The 17,642-nt window shown below is 75.1% G+C and carries 17 protein-coding genes; 9 read left to right on the forward strand and 8 right to left on the reverse strand.

Annotated elements, in window-relative coordinates; genetic code table 11:
* Window positions 1-563: 563 nt before the first annotated feature.
* Window positions 564-1,421 carry an EamA family transporter gene (locus AB0E62_RS20425; protein WP_362195312.1) on the reverse strand — a complete coding sequence of 286 codons (858 nt, stop codon included), beginning with the start codon at window positions 1,419-1,421 and terminating at the stop codon, window positions 564-566.
* 109 nt (window positions 1,422-1,530) lie between these two features.
* Here AB0E62_RS20425 and AB0E62_RS20430 point away from each other — a divergent pair, with 109 nt between their 5' ends.
* On the forward strand, window positions 1,531-2,103 hold the full coding sequence (locus AB0E62_RS20430; RefSeq protein ID WP_362195315.1) for an XRE family transcriptional regulator: 573 nt from the start codon (window positions 1,531-1,533) through the stop codon (window positions 2,101-2,103).
* A 94-nt stretch (window positions 2,104-2,197) separates the two neighbouring features.
* The gene (locus AB0E62_RS20435) at window positions 2,198-2,755 is read left to right on the forward strand and encodes a YbaK/EbsC family protein (protein ID WP_362195318.1); all 558 of its coding nucleotides are present in this window, start codon (window positions 2,198-2,200) and stop codon (window positions 2,753-2,755) included.
* Between the two features lie 119 nt (window positions 2,756-2,874).
* Here the strand turns inward: AB0E62_RS20435 and AB0E62_RS20440 are convergent, their stop codons facing one another.
* Window positions 2,875-3,282 carry a CoA-binding protein gene (locus tag AB0E62_RS20440; protein ID WP_362195321.1) on the reverse strand — a complete coding sequence of 136 codons (408 nt, stop codon included), beginning with the start codon at window positions 3,280-3,282 and terminating at the stop codon, window positions 2,875-2,877.
* Window positions 3,283-3,422: 140 nt separating this feature from the next.
* Between AB0E62_RS20440 and AB0E62_RS20445 the strand changes: the two genes are divergently transcribed.
* From AB0E62_RS20445 to AB0E62_RS20465, 5 genes are all read left to right on the forward strand, one after another.
* Window positions 3,423-4,196: a hypothetical protein gene (locus AB0E62_RS20445; protein WP_362195323.1), complete on the forward strand. Its 774-nt coding sequence runs from the start codon at window positions 3,423-3,425 to the stop codon at window positions 4,194-4,196.
* Window positions 4,193-4,804, forward strand: coding sequence for a histidine phosphatase family protein (locus tag AB0E62_RS20450; RefSeq protein ID WP_362195326.1), 612 nt, complete (start codon window positions 4,193-4,195; stop codon window positions 4,802-4,804). Before AB0E62_RS20445 ends, AB0E62_RS20450 begins: the two co-directional genes overlap by 4 nt.
* A 9-nt stretch (window positions 4,805-4,813) precedes the next feature.
* Window positions 4,814-5,443: a YigZ family protein gene (locus AB0E62_RS20455; RefSeq protein ID WP_362195329.1), complete on the forward strand. Its 630-nt coding sequence runs from the start codon at window positions 4,814-4,816 to the stop codon at window positions 5,441-5,443.
* A 103-nt stretch (window positions 5,444-5,546) separates the two neighbouring features.
* Window positions 5,547-6,710, forward strand: coding sequence for an exonuclease SbcCD subunit D (locus AB0E62_RS20460; RefSeq protein WP_362195332.1), 1,164 nt, complete (start codon window positions 5,547-5,549; stop codon window positions 6,708-6,710).
* Window positions 6,707-9,697 (forward strand): SMC family ATPase, encoded by a 2,991-nt coding sequence (locus AB0E62_RS20465; protein ID WP_362195335.1) that lies wholly within the window; start codon window positions 6,707-6,709, stop codon window positions 9,695-9,697. The genes AB0E62_RS20460 and AB0E62_RS20465 overlap by 4 nt, the downstream gene beginning before the upstream one ends.
* A 9-nt stretch (window positions 9,698-9,706) precedes the next feature.
* On the opposite strand, the gene AB0E62_RS20470 is transcribed toward AB0E62_RS20465, so the two are convergent.
* The gene (locus AB0E62_RS20470) at window positions 9,707-10,153 is read right to left on the reverse strand and encodes an Lrp/AsnC family transcriptional regulator (RefSeq protein WP_362195337.1); all 447 of its coding nucleotides are present in this window, start codon (window positions 10,151-10,153) and stop codon (window positions 9,707-9,709) included.
* Window positions 10,154-10,248: 95 nt separating this feature from the next.
* Here AB0E62_RS20470 and AB0E62_RS20475 point away from each other — a divergent pair, with 95 nt between their 5' ends.
* Window positions 10,249-10,725: a rhodanese-like domain-containing protein gene (locus AB0E62_RS20475; RefSeq protein ID WP_362195340.1), complete on the forward strand. Its 477-nt coding sequence runs from the start codon at window positions 10,249-10,251 to the stop codon at window positions 10,723-10,725.
* Between the two features lie 13 nt (window positions 10,726-10,738).
* Here AB0E62_RS20475 and AB0E62_RS20480 read toward each other — a convergent pair whose 3' ends face one another.
* From AB0E62_RS20480 to AB0E62_RS20495, 4 genes are all read right to left on the reverse strand, one after another.
* Window positions 10,739-11,983: a cytochrome P450 gene (locus tag AB0E62_RS20480; RefSeq protein ID WP_362195343.1), complete on the reverse strand. Its 1,245-nt coding sequence runs from the start codon at window positions 11,981-11,983 to the stop codon at window positions 10,739-10,741.
* Between the two features lie 32 nt (window positions 11,984-12,015).
* Entirely contained in the window at window positions 12,016-13,407 is a 1,392-nt protein-coding gene (locus tag AB0E62_RS20485; RefSeq protein ID WP_362195346.1) for an FAD-dependent oxidoreductase, read from the reverse strand.
* Window positions 13,397-13,627, reverse strand: coding sequence for a ferredoxin (locus AB0E62_RS20490; RefSeq protein ID WP_362195349.1), 231 nt, complete (start codon window positions 13,625-13,627; stop codon window positions 13,397-13,399). The genes AB0E62_RS20485 and AB0E62_RS20490 overlap by 11 nt, the downstream gene beginning before the upstream one ends.
* A gap of 145 nt (window positions 13,628-13,772) precedes the next feature.
* Complete coding sequence (locus AB0E62_RS20495) at window positions 13,773-14,432, reverse strand: hypothetical protein (RefSeq protein ID WP_362195352.1); 660 nt, start codon at window positions 14,430-14,432, stop codon at window positions 13,773-13,775.
* A gap of 138 nt (window positions 14,433-14,570) precedes the next feature.
* On the opposite strand from AB0E62_RS20495, the gene AB0E62_RS20500 reads away from it, so the two are divergent.
* Window positions 14,571-15,398, forward strand: a complete 828-nt coding sequence (locus AB0E62_RS20500) for an SDR family oxidoreductase (protein ID WP_362195355.1) — start codon at window positions 14,571-14,573, stop codon at window positions 15,396-15,398.
* A 541-nt stretch (window positions 15,399-15,939) separates the two neighbouring features.
* Here AB0E62_RS20500 and AB0E62_RS20505 read toward each other — a convergent pair.
* Window positions 15,940-17,628, reverse strand: coding sequence for a DUF885 domain-containing protein (locus AB0E62_RS20505; protein ID WP_362195358.1), 1,689 nt, complete (start codon window positions 17,626-17,628; stop codon window positions 15,940-15,942).
* Window positions 17,629-17,642 lie beyond the last annotated feature (14 nt).

Below are 17,642 nucleotides of genomic sequence, written 5' to 3' on the forward strand. Positions count from 1 at the left end.
GACTCGCCGTGCTCGGGGCCGGGGGCGGTGGTCCGTTCGGCTTGGTCTGTTGTGCTGGGTTCCGATGGCTGGCGACGGTTTTCCGGCCGGGTTTGCCGTGCTCGGGGCCGGTGGTCGGCGGTGGTTCCTTCGGCCTGGTCTGTCGTGCCGGGTTCCGATGGCTGGCCCCGGCCTTCCGTTCAGACTCGCCGTGCTCGGGGCCGGGGGCGGTGGTCCGTTCGGCCTGGTCTGACGTGCCGGGTTCCGATGGCTGGCCCCGGTTTTCCGGCCGGGCCGGCTGTGCTGGGAACCAGTGGTCGGCGGTCCGTTCTGCCGGGTCCGCCGTGCTGGAGCGCGTCAGCCGGCAACGGCCTGGCGGCCGGCTCGCCGCGGCGGCCCGGGCCCCGTCCACTGCGGCACCCGGTCCCCACGCGCCCCGCCGGACCCCGAGAGCCGCCGCACAGCCCAGGGCCCCCGGTCGGCTCACGGCCCCGGGCACTCGGTCGGTGCACAGACCAGGGCCCCCGGTCGGTGCACAGCCCCCGGGCCCTGGTCGGCGCGTACCTCAGGGGGGTCCCGTCGGCTCAGCCCGTCGCCAGGAGCAGGGTGCCCAGCAGGGCCAGCCCCGCTCCCGCCGTCTGGATGCCGCGCAGCCGCTCGCTGAGGACGCCGCGCGCGGCCAGCGCGGTCACCACCGGGTACAGCGAGGCGAGTACGGCCGCGACGGTGACCGGACCGCTCCGGGTGGCCATCGCGTAGGTGCCGTTGGCCGCCACGTCGGCCAGTCCCACGAACGCCAGCGCGGGCAGCGAACCCCACGGGAAGCCGCCCTCCGGGACGGCGGCCCCGCCGCGCCGGACCGAGGCGACGAGCGCGGCCCCGCCCACCGCGACGTTCGTCACCCGCTGCACGAACAGCGCGAGGAACAGCCCGGTGACCGTGGTGGACGCCTCCGCGATCAGCGCGAACACGGTGCCGAAGCCGACCGCCGCCACCAGCGTCAGCAGGATCGCGCGCCGCTGCACGGCCGCCCCCCGCAGCTGCGGCCCGCCCGCGAGGACGACCCCGGTGACGGCGACCGCGATGCCCGCGGCCTGGAACAGCCCGGGCCGCTCGCCCAGCACGAGCCCGACGCCGACGGGCACGGCGACGCTGAGCGTGGCGAGCGGCGAGACCACGCCCATCGGACCGAGCGCGAGGGCCTGGTAGAAGCAGAGCAGGGCCACGGGACCCACCAGCCCGGCCGCGAACGCGAACCACAGCCGGGGCCCGGCCTCGCTCCAGCCCCCGGTGGCGAGGACGAGGGCGCCCAGCACGACCGCCGCGATGGCCTGCGAGACGACCACGACCGTCAGCGCCGGGGTCCGCCGGGTCAGCAGTCCGCCGCCGAAGTCGGCCAGCCCCCACAGGACGCTGGTGGTCAGGGCGAAGAATGCTGTCATGGCCAGCCTCGCAGTACAGTTCGGTGAACGATCGAGTGCACCTCACCGTAGTTCAACGCATTGAACTTGCCTAACCAAAATACTGACCTTCCCGGATATTGGACTCCTTGTGTCGGACCTAGAACTGCTGACCCAGTCCCTGGCGCGCAACGTCAAGCACTGGCGCGGGGTGCGCGGCTTCACGCTGGACGTGCTCGCCGCCCGGGCCGGCGTCAGCCGCGGCATGCTCATCCAGATCGAGCAGGCCCGTACCAACCCGAGCATCGGCACGGTCGTCAAGATCGGTGACGCGCTCGGCGTCAGCATCACCACCCTCCTCGACTACGAGCAGGGCCCGAAGGTGCGCGTCGTCCCGGCCGAACGGGCCGTACGGCTCTGGCACACCGAGGCCGGCAGCTACAACCGGCTGCTCGCCGGCACCGAGGCCCCCGGACCGCTGGAGATGTGGGACTGGCGGCTGATGCCGGGGGAGACCAGCCCCTCCGAGCCGCACCCCGGCGGCACGGTCGAGCTGGTCCATGTCACCGCGGGCGAGCTGACGCTCACCGTCGACGGCACGGAGTACCGCGTGCCGACGGGCGCGAGCGCCTCCTTCGAGGCCGACGTCCCGCACTGGTACGGAAACCAGGGCGAGGTGCCCATGGAAATGGTGATGGCCGTGTCCGTACCCCCCGTGCCGTGACCCCGCCCCGCGCCCAGCCCGCTCCCCCCGCTCGGGCCGCCCGTGCCGTAAGACACCGGTACGGCGGCCGGGCCGGTGTTGCTAGCGTGCGGCCATGCGCGCACCCATCGGAGACTTCGACACCGCCACCCCCGCCCCGGACTGCCTGGACGAGCTGACCGCCGCCGTCGCCGACGCCGTACGCGCCTGGCGGGGCGCCGTTCCGGCCGACCGGATCCTCTACGTCGACACCGACCCGCGCTGGGCCGACACCGCCGTCTTCGTGGAGCACTACGGGCGGGACCTGCTGGAGCGGTCGGCGAACTGCGTGGTGGTGGCGGGGAAGCGGGCCGGCGAGATCCGGCTGGCCGCCTGTGTGGTGCCGTCCACCACCCGGGCCGACGTCAACGGTGTCGTCCGCCGTCAACTGGGCGCCCGCAAGGCATCCTTCGCCCCGATGGAGACGGCGACCGGCGAGACCGGCATGGAGTACGGCGGCATCACCCCGGTCGGGCTCCCCGCCGGCTGGCCGGTGCTGGTGGACTCGGCCGTCGTCGACCTGCCGTACGTCCTGGTCGGCAGCGGACGCCGGCGCGGCAAGCTCCTGATTCCCGGCAAGGCCCTCGCCGAACTGCCCGGCGCCGTCGTGCTGGAGGGTCTCGGAGTGGCGTGAGCGACCGGCGGAGCAGGGCCACGGACCCGGTGGGAACCGCAGGTCACCGCAGTGCCCGCCGCACCGGACCGCATCGCCGTGGACCGTGGGCGGGGCGGCCTGACCGTGGGCGGGACGGTCTAGCCCAGCCGCGGGATCTCGATCGCCGGGCAGCGGTCCATGATCATCTCCAGGCCCGCCGCCCGGGTCCGTTCGTAGGCGGCCGGGTCGACGACGCCCAGCTGGAACCACACCGCCCGCGCGCCCTTCGCCACGGCCTCGTCGGCGACCGGGCCGGCCAGCTCGCTGTTCACGAAGACATCGACCACGTCCACGTCGAAGGGAATATCCGCGAGGGAGGCGTAGCCCCGCTCCCCGTGCACCGTCTCGGCCTTGGGGTGCACCGGCACGATCCGCTTGCCGAACCGCTGGAGCGTCCGCGAGACGCCGTACGCGGCCCGGCGCTCGTTCGCGGACAGGCCGACCACCGCCCAGGTGTTGCCCAGCTCGGTCAGGATCCTGCGGATCGTCGCGTCGTCGCCGTACATCGGCCGCCTCCTCGGGCTGCGGGAACTGTCCAGGGGAAACGTCACTCCGGTGCCCGCGGATTCCCGCCGTACCCCGGCACGCTGTCCGGAATCGGCGCAAGCTGCTGCATACGGCCCCCGGCCCGCCCTACGCTCGGCCCGTGCTGCGCATCCTCGACGCCCGAACCGGTGAGCCCGTCCCCGCCGCGCCCGCCCGCCGCGGCCTGACCCGTATCGAGGCCCATGCCTCCGGTCTGGATCCGACGGCCCTGCGGGTCCTGCTCACCGCCGATCTGCTCGTCCGCGCCCTGGAACTGGGCGGCACCCCGGTCTGGGCGAGCCTCACCGCCCCGCGCGACCAGCCGGAACTGCGCACGGCCGGCACGCGCCTGGCCATCCGCCCGTTCGAGTTCGGCCGCGACCTCGCCCTGGGCCTCGGCGAGGCCCAGGTCCTCCACGTGGTCCGGCGGGACGCCATGGAGGCGGTGGGGGAGGGGCCGGTGGTGGCGGTGGCCGGGGTGGAGTGGGCGCCGGGGACCGGCGGGGAGCCCGGGAGGGGCGAGGACGGCCCCGGTGTGCTCGCGGCGCTGCTGTCCGACCCCCCGGCCCTGCGCCTCGCCCTGCTCGCGGTGGAGCGCGGCGAGCCCGCGCGGCTGGACCCGGCCGCCCTGGAGGAGGCCGCGGGGGACCTCGCCCGCTGGCGGCGTGCCGTGGCCGGCTGGGCCCGGCGGCCCTCGCGGCCGGTCCCCGGCGACGTGCGCGAACGGCTGCGCGCGGCCTGGGAGGCCGACCTCGACCTGCCCGCGGTGCTCGGTGTCCTGCGGGACGTGGAGAGCGCGCCCGGCATCCCGGACGGCGCCCGCTTCGAGACGTACGCCTACGCCGACCGCTTGCTCGCGCTGGATCTGGTGCGCGACCTCGGGGTCCCCGCGTGACCGGGCCGGCGGGCGCCGGTCCGCTGCGCCGGCTGGTGCTGCTGCGGCACGCCAAGTCCGCCTGGCCCGAGGGCGTCGAGGACCGGCTGAGACCGCTCGCGCCCCGCGGGCTGCGGGACGCCCCGGCCGCCGGGCGCGCCCTCGCCGCCGGCTCCCTGCCCGACCTCGCCCTGTGCTCCACCGCCGTACGGGCCCGCCGCACCTGGGAGTTGGCGTCCGCCGAGTGGGCCACCCCGCCTCCCGTGCGCTACGACCGGCGGCTGTACGCGGCCGGGGTGCCGGAGCTGCTGGAGGTGGTGCACGAGGCACCGGCCGAGGCGCGGACGCTGCTGCTGATCGGGCACAACCCCGGCCTGGCCGAGCTGGTGCCGGCGCTGGCCGCCGACGGGCTGGACGACACGCTGGACCGGGTACGGGCCAAGTTCCCGACCTCCGCCATCGCCGTCCTCACCTGGCACGGCACCACCTGGCGGGCCCTCGCCCCGGGCACGGCCCTGCTCACCTGGTTCACGGTCCCGCGCGGAAGGAACGGGAGGAGCGGAAGGAACGGGGGGAGCGGAAGGAACGGGGGGAGCGGGCGGAAGGGGGGCCGGCCGGACACGGACTAGGCTGGCCGGATGCAGGACGAGTACCGCACAGTCGCCCGCGCGGGCGTGCACGAGACCGAGATCAACCGCTCCCGTTTCCTGTGCGCCCTCGCCCCGGCCGCCACCGAGCAGGAGGCCCAGGAGTTCATCGCCGCCGTGCGCAAGGAGCACGCCGACGCCACCCACAACTGCTGGGCGTACGTCATCGGCGCCGACGCCTCCGTACAGAAGGCCAGCGACGACGGCGAACCGGGCGGCACCGCCGGCGTGCCCATGCTCCAGATGCTGCTGCGCCGCGACATGCGGTACGTGGTCGCCGTGGTCACCCGCTACTACGGCGGGGTCAAGCTCGGCGCGGGCGGGCTGATCCGCGCCTACGGCGGCTCGGTCGGCGAGGCCCTGGACGCCCTCGGCACGATCACCCGGCGCCGCTTCCGGCTGGCCACGGTCACCGTCGACCACCAGCGCGCGGGCAAGCTGCAGAACGACCTGCGCGCCACCGGACGGGAGGTGCGCGACGTCCGCTACGGCGAGGCCGTCACCCTGGAGATCGGCCTGCCCGACGCCGACGTGGACGCCTTCCGGGGCTGGCTCGCCGATGTGACGGCGGGCACGGCCGGCTTCGAACTCGGTGGTGAAGCCTATGGAGACGCCCGATAATTGCCGCTAATCGGGCATAACGGGCCTGAGGGGGGCGGGTGATGACGAGCGGTACCCGAGCGGCCGGCTGTGATGTCCGACCCGGCCGTTAGTCTCGGGGCTCATGAGGATCCTGCACACGTCCGACTGGCACCTCGGCCGGTCCTTCCACCGGGTGAACCTGCTGGAGGCCCAGGCCGGGTTCATCGGTCACCTCGTCACCACCGTGCGTGAGCGCGCGGTGGACGCGGTGGTCGTGTCGGGCGACGTGTACGACCGCGCGGTACCCCCGCTCGCCGCCGTAGAGCTGTTCGACACCGCCCTGCACCGGCTCGCGGACCTCGGCGTGCCCACGGTCATGATCTCCGGCAACCACGACTCGGCCCGCCGCCTCGGCGTCGGCGCCGGACTCATCGGCCGCGCCGGCATCCACCTGCGCACCGAACCGTCCGCCGCGGGCACGCCGGTGATCCTGCGGGACGCCCACGGCGACGTCGCCTTCTACGGCCTGCCGTACCTCGAACCCGCCCTAGTGAAGGATGAGTTCGGCGTCGACAGGGCCGGGCACGAGGCGGTGCTCGGCGCCGCCATGGACCGCGTCCGCGCCGACCTCGCCGGCCGCCCGCCCGGCACGCGGTCCGTGGTCCTCGCCCACGCCTTCGTCACCGGCGGCCAGGCAAGCGACAGCGAGCGGGACATCACCGTCGGCGGGGTCGCCGCCGTACCCGCCGGGATCTTCGACGGGGCCGACTACGTGGCGCTCGGCCATCTGCACGGCTGCCAGATCATCACCGACCGCGTGCGCTACTCCGGCTCGCCGCTCGCCTACTCCTTCTCCGAGGCCGGCCACCGCAAGAGCATGTGGCTGATCGACCTCGCCGCGGACGGCTCGGTCGCCGCCGAGCGCGTCGACTGCCCGGTGCCCCGCCCCCTCGCCCGGATCCGCGGCACGCTCGACCACCTCCTCGCCGATCCGGAGCTGGCCCGCCACGAGGACGCCTGGGTCGAGGCCACCCTCACCGACCCGGTCCGCCCCGCCGAACCCATGGCCCGCCTCACCGAGCGCTTCCCGCACACCCTCAGCCTGGTCTTCGCCCCCGAACGGGCCCCCGACGACCCCCGTGTCTCGTACGCCCGGCGGCTCGCCGGCCGCAGCGACGAGCAGGTCGCCCAGGACTTCGTCGCCCATGTGCGCGGCGCCGGACCCGACGCGGCCGAGGCCGCCGTCCTGCGCGAGGCGTTCGACGCCGTGCGCGCCGACCACACCCTGCGGGAGGTGGCCCGGTGAGGCTGCACCGGCTCGACATCACCGCCTTCGGACCCTTCGGCTCCACCCAGAGCGTCGACTTCGACGCCCTGTCCGCCGCCGGGCTGTTCCTGCTGCACGGGCCCACCGGCGCGGGCAAGACCACCGTCCTGGACGCCGTCTGCTACGCCCTGTACGGCTCGGTCCCCGGCGCCCGGCAGAGCGGCCAGGGCATGCAGCTGCGCAGCGACCACGCCCCGCCCCGCACCCGTACGGAGGTCCGCCTCGACCTCACCGTCGCCGGCCGCCGGCTGGAGATCACCCGGCAGCCGCCGTGGGAGCGGCCCAAGCTGCGCGGCAAGGGCACGACGGTCGACAAGGCCCAGACCTGGCTGCGCGAGTACGACGCCAAGGCCGGCACCTGGAAGGACCTCAGCCGCTCCCACCAGGAGACAGGCGCCGAGGTGGAGCAGCTGCTCGGCATGAGCCGCGAGCAGTTCTGCCAGGTCGTCCTGCTGCCCCAGGGCGACTTCGCCCGCTTCCTGCGCGCCGACGCCGAGGCCCGGGGCCGGCTCCTCGGCCGCCTCTTCGACACCCAGCGCTTCGCCGACGTCGAGAAACGCCTCGCCGAACGCCGCCGCGCCACCGAGGCACGCGTGCGCGAGGGGGACACGGCCCTGCTCGCCGACGCCCACCGCATGCAGCAGGAGGCCGGCGATGCCATGGAGCTGCCCGAGCCGGACCCCGGCGACCCCGGGCTGGCCGAGGCCGTCCTCGGCGCCGCCGCCGTCGCCCGCAGCACCGCCCGGGAACGCCTCGACATCGCCCGCTGCCGCCTCGCGGCCGCCGAGTCCGCCCACGCCGCGGCCCGGCACGCCCTGGACGAGGCCCGGGAACTCGCCCGGCTGCAAGGCAGGTTCACCGAGGCCCGGGAGCGCGCCGCACGGCTCGCGGAGCGGGCCGGAGCCCACCGCGCGGACCAGCAGCGCATGGAGCGGGCCCGCAAGGCGGAGGCCGTCGCCCCCGCGCTGGAGCTGCGCGAGGAGGCCGACCGGGAACACCGGCGGGCGGCGGCGGCCGAGGCCCGCGCACGCGGGGCGCTCCCCGACGCGCACGTGGGCGCCGACGCGAGCGGCCTCGCCGCCGCCGCCCGCCGGACCGCCGAGGAACTCGGCGGCCTGGACGCGGCCCGGCGCGCCGAACGGCGGCTCGCCGGACTCACCGAGGAACGTGCCGGACTCGACCGGCAGGAACGCGCCGACGAGGACGTCCTGCGCGAGGCCGACACCTGGCTCGACGGCTGGGACACCACCCGCGCCGCCCTCCAGACCCGGATCGACTCCGCCCAGGAGGCCGCCACCCGCGCCGAACAGCTCGCCGTGCGGCGCGAGCCCATGGGGCGCCGGCTCGACGCGGCCCGTACCCGCGACCGGCTCGCCGCCGACCTCGCGGAGGCCCGGCAGCGCGCGGACGAGTCCCGCCGGGGCGCCCTGGACGCCCGCGCGCACTGGCTCGACGTCAAGGAACAGCGGCTGGCCGGCATCGCCGCCGAACTGGCCGCCCACCTCACCGCCGGCGAACCCTGCGCGGTCTGCGGCGCCACCGAACACCCCGCGCCCGCCCGCAAGGCCGCCGGACACGTCGACCGAGCGACCGAGGACCGGGCCCTCGCCGCCGTCCAGCGGGCCGAGGAGCGGCACACCGAGGACGAGGGGCGGCTCGGCGCGGTCCGCGAGGCCCTGGCCGCCGCCACCGCCGAGGCCGGCGACACCCCCACCGCGCACCTCGCCGCCGAGGCGGACCGGCTGGAGCAGGAGTACGCCCGCGCCCGCCGCGACGCCTCCGCCCTGCACGCCGCCCAGCAGGAGCTGCGGCGCGCCGAGCAGGAGCGCGAGCGGCGGCTCGCCGACCGCCAGCAGACCGCCGTACGGGCCGCCTCCCGGCTTGCCCGCCGCGACACCCTGGACCGCGAACAGGCATCCCTGGAAGCCGAGTTGGAACAGGCGCGGGGCGGCCTGGGCAGCGTGGCGGCGCGCGCGGCACAGCTGGAGCGGCTCGCGGCACGGCTCACCGAGGCCGCCGACGCCGTACGCGCCGCCGAGGCCGCCGCGCAGCGGCTGAAGGACGCCGACGCGCGCCTCGCCGACGCCGCCTACCGGGCCGGCTTCGACACCCCGGCGGCCGCCGCCGCGGCCCTGCTGGACTCCGCCGCCCACCGGGAACTCCAGCACCGCCTGGACGCCTGGCAGCAGGAGGAGGCCGCCGTCCGCGCGGTCCTCGCCGAGCCCGGCACCGCGGCGGCGGCCCAGCTGCCGCCCGCCGACCCGGCCGGCGCCGAGCGGGCGGCGGCCGCCGCGGAACGGCGGCTGCGCGAGGCCGGCTCCGCGCGCGACGCCGCCGCCCGCTGCTGCGCCGAGCTGGACCGGCTCTCCGCGCGCGCCGCCGAGGCGGTACGCCGGCTCGCCCCGCTGCGCGCGGAGCACGAACGGGTGGCCCGGCTGGCCACGCTCACCGCGGGCACCTCCGCCGACAACGAACGCCGGATGCGCCTGGAGTCCTACGTCCTGGCGGCCCGGCTGGAGCAGGTCGCCGCCGCCGCGACCGCCCGCCTCCAGCGCATGTCGTCCGGCCGCTACACCCTCGTCCACTCCGACGACCGCACCGGACGCGGCCGCAGCGGGCTCGGGCTGCACGTGGTCGACGCCTGGACGGGACGGGAACGGGACACCGCGACGCTGTCCGGCGGCGAGACCTTCTTCGCCTCCCTCGCACTCGCCCTTGGCCTCGCCGACGTCGTCACCGAGGAGGCGGGCGGCGTCCGCCTGGACACCCTTTTCATCGACGAGGGATTCGGCAGCCTGGACGACCAGACCCTGGACGAGGTCCTGGACGTCCTGGACTCCCTGCGCGAACGCGACCGCAGCGTCGGCATCGTCAGCCACGTCGCCGACCTGCGCCGCCGCGTCCACGCCCAACTGGAGGTCGTCAAGGGCCGCACGGGCTCCTCGCTGCGGCAGGCGGGAGTCTGACGACAGGGCCTAACGGCCCAGCGGGCGGCGTGGCAGCGGGGAGGAGTACACCACGCTGGTGGTCACCGAGCCCACGGCGCCGATCCTGCCGGAGACCTCCTCCAGGTGGGACATCGACCGTGCGGCGACCTTGATGACGAAGCAGTCGTCGCCCGTGACGTGGTGCGCCTCGAGGATCTCGGGGGTCGCCGCGACCAGGTCGTGGAACGGCTTGTAGTTGCCGTTCGGGTAGCGCAGCCGCACGAAGGCCAGGATCGGCAGGCCCAGCCGCTCGGGGTCGACCACGGCCGCGTACCCCTGGATCACCCCGGCGTCCTCCAGCCGCCGGACCCGTTCGGTGACGGCGCTCGGCGACATGGACACGGCGCGGGCCAGCTCGGCGTAGCTGGAGCGTCCGTCGCGCTGGAGGACTTCGAGGATGCGCCAGTCGGTGGCGTCCGGGGAATACACGGTCATCCCGGATGGATAGCAGGGGAAACCCCGGTGCGACAAGGGCAAGGCCGTGGATCGGCCCTTCAGGGCGGCGCCTTCGGGACCGTAGATTTTCCGTCATGATCAACACCGCTTCCGAGAACCCCGTCCTGCGGGTCGCCCCCGCCGCCCCCGCCGAGGCCGCCGCCTACTTCCGGGCGAGCCTCGCCTTCCACGCCGACGTCTCCGACGTGGCCGCCGGTCTCGCCGCCGGCGGCGAGACCGGATTCGTCGTCGTGGACACCCGCTCCACCGCCTCCTGGGACCAGGGGCACATCCCCGGCGCCGTCCACCTGCCCACCGCGCTCATCCCCGAGCAGGCGGAACGGCTCCTCGACAAGTCCGTGCCCGTGGTCACGTACTGCTGGGGACCCGGCTGCAACGGCGCCACCCGCGCCGCGCTCGCCCTCGCCGAGCTCGGCTACCGGGTCAAGGAGATGCTCGGCGGCTTCGAGTACTGGGCCCGCGAGGGCTTCGCCTACGAGACCTGGCAGGGGCCGGCCCGCCGGGACGCCGACCCGCTGACCGCGCCGGTCGACGGCGACTGCGGCTGCTGAACCCCGCCGGGCCTCAGCGCAGCCCGTCGAAGGCGACCTCCAGATGCCGGGGCCCGCGCAGCACGGCGTTCTCCCGGTACGGCGGCGGGTCCGCCACCAGGCGGGGGTTCTCCAGCCGCCGGGCCAGCTCGGACAGCGCGATTTGGGTCTCCAGACGGGCCAGCGGGGCGCCGAAACAGCTGTGGATGCCGCTGCCGAAACCGAGGTGCTGGAGGTCCTCGCGGTCCGGGTCGAACCGGCCGGGGTCCTTGAACCGCTCCGGGTCCCGGTTGCCCGCGGCCAGCATCAGCCAGATCCGCGAGCCCTTCGGGATGGTGACCCCGCGCACCTCGATGTCGGTGATGCAGGTGCGCTGCGGCACGAGCTGCACCGGCGGTTCGTAGCGCAGCAGCTCCTCCACGATGCGGACCGACAGGCCCGGGTCGTCGCGCAGCCGCCCGAGGATCTCCGGGTGGCGCAGCAGGGTCAGCATGCCGTTGGTGATCAGGTTGACCGTCGTCTCGTGCCCGGCGATCAGCAGCAGCACCGAGGTGCTGAGCACCTCCATCATCGTCATCGAACCGTCCGGTCCCTCGCTGTGCACCAGGTCGGACAGCAGGTCGTCGCGGGGCTCCCTGACCCGCTCCTCGACCAGCCCGGACAGATACATGCCGAGCCGCATCCGCGCCTCCTGCGCGTCCTTGTGGTGCTGCGCCGAGGCTGCGCCGCCCGGCCGCTTCTCCGGGTCCAGGCCGGCGACCAGCGGGTCCACCCAGGTGCGGAACGTCGGCTCGTCCTCCCGGGGCACCCCGAGCAGCCGGCAGATCACCGTCACCGGGAAGGGATAGGCGAACTGGTCGACCAGGTCGACCCGGCGGGCGTCGCCGAAGCCGTCGATCAGCCCGCCCACGATCTCCCGCATCTGACCGCGCATGCCCTCGATCCGGCGCGGCCGGTGCGGCGGCCCGAACCCGGTGTTGGCGATGCGCCGCAGCCGGTCGTGCTCGGGCGGGTCCAGCCGCAGGAACGACGGCGGCAGCCCGCCCGTCTCCTCCGGCCCGTCCGGCCCGGCCTCCCCGGCGGCGGCCAGGTTCACGGCGTCGGAGCTGATCCGCGGATCGTGCAACAGCGCCTCGATGTCGTAGTACGAGCTGATGAGATACGGGCCGTCCTCCTCCTCGTGGAGCACCGGCGTGCGGCGCAGCTCCTCGTACAGCGGATAGGGGTCGGCGCGGTTCTCGAAAGCGGTGATCTGGCGGGCCAGCGAGGTGTGCGGCATGGCGGTTCCTTGACGGCGTCGGGGCCGGCTGGTCAGTGCCGGGAGGGGTGGAAGACCAGTTGCTGGTCGGCCGGCGAGTAACCGCTGAGGGTCACCATCGGGCCGTGGGTCGGCAGCGACGGGTCCGGGAAGCCGGCCGACACCGGCTGCCGGCCCTCCGGACGGCGGTCCATCGTCGGGTACTCCACCGGGAACGGCGCGCCCCGCTCGATCTGCCGCTGATAGAACTCCAGCCAGCGCGCGTTGTCGAAGGTCACGGCGGCCACCACCCGGCCCTGGTGGCCGTAGACCCCGACGAACCGGCGCTCGGCGAGCGAACCCTGCGTGATCATGAGCTGATCGCCCATGGGCGGCACACCGACCGACTTGATGTTGACCCCGAACATCGACGACCAGAACGCCGGCATCCACAGGTGCGGGCGCCGGTCGGCGCCGTCGCAGATCATGTTGTGCGCGGCCGTCTCCGCCTGCGCGACGGCGTTGCCCCAGTGCTCCAGCGACAGGAACTGGTAGCCGAACAGCGCGTGCGGGGAGCGCGCCACATCGCCCGCCACGAAGACGTCGTCTGTGACGATGCCCCGGAAGTCGAAGGCCCGGCAGCCCGCGTCACAGGCCACGCCCCGGGGCCCGGCGCCCAGCCCCGACCCGGTCAGCCACTCGGTGTTGCGCAGCGACCCCAGCGACACCACCACCACATCCGCCTCGACCACGCTCTCGTCGGACAGATGGACGGCCCGCACCCTGCCCGCCGTGTCCCCCTCCAGCGCGGTCACCGTGACGTGGGTGCGCAGATCCACGCCGTGCTCCGTGGCGAGGTCCGCCGCGACCGCGCCGACCACCCCGCCGAGCGCCCCCACCAGCGGTGCCCCCGCACGCTCCGCCATGGTGACCGGCAGGCCCCGCTCCCGGCACGCCGAGGCGACCTCCGAACCGGCGAACCCGGCACCGATGACGAACACCCGCCGCGGCCCCGCCCGCAGCCGCCGCTCCAGGCCGGCCGCGTCCTCCCGGGTACGCAGCACGCACACCCCGTCCAGCCGGGCCTCCTCCGCGTTGAACCACGGCCGGGCGCGCACCCCGGTCGCGATGAGCAGCCGGTCGTACTCCACCTCGTCCCCGTCGGCCAGCCGGACCCGCTTGGCCGCCAGATCCAGACCGGTCGCCGCGGTACCCAGCCGCCACTTCGCGTCGATCTCCCGGCGGCGCGGCAACTCCGTGCGGTGCGGGGACGCCATGCCCAGCAGCGCGGACTTCGACAGCGGCGGCCGGTCGTACGGTTCGTGCGGCTCGTCCCCGATCAAGGTCAGCTCACCGGCGAAGCCCTCCGCGCGCAGCGTCTCGGCCGCCCGCAGACCCGCCAGCGAGGCGCCCACGATCACGATCCGCCCCTCGCGCCTGAGCCGTTCCACGTGGTCAGCGGACATCGGACGCCTCCGGGGCCGTGCCCGCGCGGTCCAGGCCGTCGGCGGTGATCGCCCGCACCGGGCACGCGGCCACGGCCCGCGCCACCCGCTCCCGCTGCTCCTCGTCCGGGCACGGGTCGTAGAGCAGCGACTCCTCGCCGTGCATGGCGAAGACATCGGGCGCGAGGAACGCGCACTGGGCGTACCCCTGGCACTTGTTGAGATCGACGACAAGCCTCATCGACGCTCCGCCCTTCCGGTCGCGAGGTCCGGAGCGCGCCACGCGCGGACGGGCTCCGGACGGCGGTCACCCCCGCTCGCCAGCATGCGAGCGGAGGCGGGGCGTCCGCGCGCCGGGCACGCCGATCGAGTGAGCGCCCGGCGGGTCACCCGGCGCCCGCGCCCCGGCCCGCCCGCAGGACGTGCAGGCCGACCAGCAGCGCCCAGGCCGGGAAGACCAGTTCCGCCCACGGCACGTTCGACGAGACGAACAGCAGGACCAGTACGGTGACGAACCCGGCGATCGTCAGCGGACGCGGCAGCACGCCCAGCCGGTGGCCGATGACCGACAGGGACGACACCAGCACGGCCGCCATCCGCATGGCGTACCCCGTCAGCAGCGTGTACGCGAGATGCCGGCCGAAGTCCCAGGCGCCCGGCGGCGGCACACCGGGCGGAGGGGACACCGCCAGCACGGCACCCGCCGCCGCGGCGGCGCCGAACAGCGTGGCCGTGAAGACCAGCCCGCTGCCCAGGAAGACCGTCGCGAGGAACTTGTCCTCGGCCGCGCCGACGTGCGCGCGGACCGCGCCGAGGAACCACAGGAAGAAGATCCCGGCGAACGGCACGAGCGCGAGGGCCGCCCGCAGCGCGTCGCGGCGCCCGGGATCCGAGGGCCCCTGGGGGACGGCCGCGTCGGCGCCTTCCGGAATCGCCAGTCTCACCAGGACCATCGCCGCCGCCAGGAGCAGCGCGAAGACGACCCCGGCCAGGCCCGCGGCGCGCGGTGTCCGCAGCGCGTCGTGCCCCGGCGCGTTCTCCCGCATGCCCGGCCCGCCTTTCCCGCATCGGTCCTCGGGCACCAGCGGGCCACCCCGCGGCCGGCCGCGCCACCGGGAGACGGCCGTCCGGCCGAGCGGAAAACCACTCGCACCGCCTTCGCGGCTCCCCTAAGGTCAGCGCCCATGTTCTCTTCTGCCGAACTGCGCCGAGACCCCCTGCCCCTGCGCGGCCGTACCGCTCTCGTCACCGGTGCCTCCCGGCGGGCCGGGATCGGGCACGCCGTGGCCCGGCGGCTGGCGGCCTACGGCGCCGACGTGTACCTGCACCACCACGTGGAGCACGACGCCGCCATGCCCTGGGGCGCCGACAGCCCCGACGCCGTCGCCGACTCCGTGCGCGAGGCGCTCGCCGGCCCCGGGGCACGGGTCGTCTCCGGCCCCGGTGACCTCGCCGACCCGGCCGAACCGGCCCGGCTGGTGCGCACCGTGACCGAGGAGTTCGGCCGCCTGGACATCCTCGTCGCCAACCACGCCCTCAGCGGCTCCGACGGCACCCTGGACGACATCGACGCCGCGATGCTGGACGCCCACTGGGCCGTGAACACCCGCTCGGTGCTGTTGCTCGTCCAGGCGTACGCCCGCTCGCGCGCCGCCCTGCCCGCGGACGCGCCCGGCGGACGCGTGGTGCTGCTGACCTCCGGCCAGGACCTCGGCGGCGGCATGCCCGGCGAGATCGCCTACGCCCTGCAGAAGGGCGCCCTGGCCTCCATCACCCGCTCGCTGGCCACCACGCTCGCCGACCGGAGGATCACGGTGAACGCCGTCAACCCCGGCCCGGTGGACACCGGTTACGCCACCGACGAGGTGCGCGCGGCCGTGGCCGCGCGGTTCCCGGCCGGCCACTGGGGCACCCCCGACGACCCCGCCCGCCTCATCGCCTGGCTGGCCACCGACGAGGCGGCCTGGATCACCGGCGAGGTCATCACCTCCGAGGGCGGCTTCCGGCGCTGACCCCGGGAGCCCGGTGGCGGGACCGCCCACCGACACGACGGGACCGGGCCGGGCTCCGTCTGCCGGCTCTGTGGGACCGGGGCGGGGAGCGTCCTGCGGTCCGGCGGGGCCGGGTCGGGGTTTTGTCTGTCGGCTCCGTGGGACTGGATCGGGGATCGTTCGTCGGTTCGGTCGGGGTCGGGCCGGGGATCGCTTGTTGGCCCTGCGGGGTCGGGTCGGGGGTTGCGTGTCGGCTTGGCGGGGCCGGGTCGGGGTTTTGTCTGTCGGCTCCGTGGGACTGGATCGGGGATCGTTCGTCGGTTCGGTCGGGGTCGGGCCGGGGATCGCCTGTTGGCCCCGCGGGGTCGGGCCGGGGAATGCCTGTTGGCCCCGCGGGGTCGGGCCGGGGAATGCCTGTTGGCCCCGCGGGGGCCGGGTCGGGGAGTGCCTGCCGGTCCCGGGGGGCCGGGTCGGGGAACGTTCGGCGGTTCCGCGGGGTCGGACCCGTGGCCGGTCTGGGCGCGGAGGGTCGGATTCGGGCAGCCGGTCGCTCCCCGGGCGGTCACAGTGCGGACAGCTCGTCCAGCAGGTCGTCCAGGCCCAGCGAGCCCTGGGACAGGGCCGCCATGTGCCAGGCCTTCAGATCGAACGCGGCACCGTGCCGCGCGCTCGCCCGTTCCCTGCCCAGCAGCCAGACCCGCTCGCCCAGCTTGTAGCCGATCGCCTGGGCCGGCATGGTCAGGTACCGGGTCAGCTCGCTCTCCACGTAGTCCGCCGGGCGGCTGCTGTGCGCCCCGAAGAACTCCTCCGCCAGCTCCGGGGTCCAGCGCTCGCCCGGACGGAACGGGGAGTCGGCCGGGATCTCCAGCTCCAGGTGCATGCCGATGTCGATGATCACCCGGACCGCGCGCATCATCTGCGCGTCCAGGTAGCCGAGGCGCTCCTCCGGGCTGCCCAGACAGCCCAGTTCGTCCATCAGCCGTTCCGCGTACAGCGCCCAGCCCTCGACGTTGGCGCTGACCATGCCGACCGTCGCCTGGTACCGGGAGAGGTCCTCCGCCACGTGCGCCCACTGCGCGAGCTGCAGATGGTGGCCCGGCACCCCCTCGTGGTACCAGGTCGAGACCAGGTCGTAGACCGGGAAGCGGGTCAGGCCCATCGTGGGCAGCCAGGTGCGGCCGGGCCGGGAGAAGTCCTCCGACGGGGCCGTGTAGTAGGGGGCCGCCGCTCCGCCGGGCGGGGCGATGCGGGACTCCACCCGGCGCACCCGCTCGGCCAGTTCGAAGTGGGTGCCGTCCAGGTCCTCGATCGCCCGGTCCATCAGGCCCTGGAGCCAGTCGCGGACCTCGTCCACGCCCTCGATGTGCCGGCCGTGCTCGTCCAGGTGCGCGAGTGCCGCCCACGGTGTGGCGGCGCCCGGCAGGATCTTCTCCGCCTCCTCGCGCATCTCGCCGAGGATCCGGTGGAACTCCGCCCAGCCGTAGGCGTACGCCTCGTACAGGTCCAGGTCGGTGCCGTTGTAGTAGCGGGCCAGGCGCGCGTACCGCTCCCGGCCGGCCACGTCCGGGGCGCCCTCGATCGCCGGCGCGTACACCTGACGCAGCCAGTCCCGCAGTTCCACCACGGCACCGGTCGCCGCCCGCGCCGCCTCGTCCAGCTCCGCGCGCAGCGCCTCCGGGCCCGCGGCGGCGAAGTCCTCGAACCAGCCGCGGCCCGCGCCGGTGTCCGCCCACTCGGTCAGCTGGCCGATGAACGTGGCGGTCGGCCGCGGCGGCCCGAACAGCTTCCGGTCCAGGCCGACTTCCAGGGAGGCGCGGTAGCCCGCGAACGCGTCCGGCACCGCGCGCAGCCGCTCGGCGATCGCCGCCCAGTCCTCCTCCGTGTCCGCCGGGGTGACCGTGAAGATCTCCCGCACCGCGTGGCCGGGCGTGTGCATGTTGCCGACCTCGCGCAGGTGTTCGCCCGCCTCGTACATGGCGAGCTGGGCGGTCAGCCGCTCCCGCAGCAGCCGCCCGCAGCGCCGCTCCACGTCACTGTCCGCGCCGGGCCGCCGCTCCGCCTCGTCCAGCCTCGCGAGCGTGGCCCGGGCCAGCCGCGCCTGCGCGTCCCAGCCCGCGGGCGAGTAGTCGGGCAGCCTGCTCGAACTCTCCCGCACCCCCAGATAGGTACCGGTGACGGGGTCGAGGGCGATGAGGTCGTCCACATAGGCGTCGGCGACCTGACGGGGCAGCGAGATTTGGGTGTCAGACATGCGGCCCATCCTCG

The sequence above is a fragment of the Streptomyces sp. NPDC038707 genome, from assembly GCF_040636485.1.
In the GTDB taxonomy this organism is placed as follows: domain Bacteria; phylum Actinomycetota; class Actinomycetes; order Streptomycetales; family Streptomycetaceae; genus Streptomyces.